This is a genomic window from Pseudomonas sp. P7758 (assembly GCF_013386485.1).
GTDB lineage: Bacteria > Pseudomonadota > Gammaproteobacteria > Pseudomonadales > Pseudomonadaceae > Aquipseudomonas.
In genome coordinates this window covers 1-722 of the sequence record NZ_JACARS010000278.1, presented here as the reverse complement: position 1 = coordinate 722, position 722 = coordinate 1, and the positions used below count along the sequence as shown (strand labels likewise).

General features: G+C 57.2%; 1 protein-coding gene and 1 pseudogene. One reads left to right on the top strand and one right to left on the bottom strand.

Annotated elements, in window-relative coordinates; translation table 11 throughout:
- Positions 1-26: 26 nt before the first annotated feature.
- Positions 27-236, bottom strand: a complete 210-nt coding sequence (locus HX873_RS31480) for a cold-shock protein (protein ID WP_003219353.1) — start codon at positions 234-236, stop codon at positions 27-29.
- 196 nt (positions 237-432) lie between these two features.
- Here HX873_RS31480 and HX873_RS31475 point away from each other — a divergent pair.
- Positions 433-722, top strand: a pseudogene (locus HX873_RS31475) (glycerol-3-phosphate 1-O-acyltransferase); the annotation flags it as partial.

Genomic DNA, 722 nt, shown 5'->3' with positions numbered 1-722 from the left:
AGAGCGTGGGAACGATCACGCCAAGGTTACAGGCCCACCACATCCTCAGCCTGCAAGCCCTTCTCTCCCGTCACCACGGCGTATTCCACCTGCTGGCCTTCGGCCAATGAACGATGCCCTTCACCGCGAATGGCGCGGTAGTGCACAAACACATCCTTGCCATCTTCCCGCTGGATAAAGCCATAGCCCTTGGCGTCGTTGAACCACTTCACATTGCCGGTTTCGCGCGTTGCCATCTGTTTTGCTCCCACATGCTTTTTATAAGTACGTTTATTGTTGAGTCGTCGCAGTTGAACTGCCGAGTATAAGACAGGCTCAAAAAGCTTCAACTCAAGATTACTTCGCCGCTTTTTTGCCGATTTTCGGCTAATACTGCACACTAGCGCCCCGAGCACCTGCCCGGTTTTTTTCCCCACTCAAAGCAGAAGCCGTATGACCCGCTCTCCCTTTCGCCGTCTGGTATTTGGCACCTTGCGCCGGCTGTTGTACCTCTGGGTTCGCTCAGAGACGATCAACCAGTCGTCCCTTACCTTGAACCTCGACCGCAGTCGTCCGGTGTTTTACGTCCTGCAATCTCCATCCCTCACCGAATTGGCGGTGGTTGATACCGAATGTACCAAGGCCGGCCTGCCGCGCCCGGTGCTGCCGGTGTCGGTCGGCCCGCTGATGGAGCCGGCGGCCTTCTTCTACCTGACGCCCGACCCTGACTGGCTGGGGCGCCA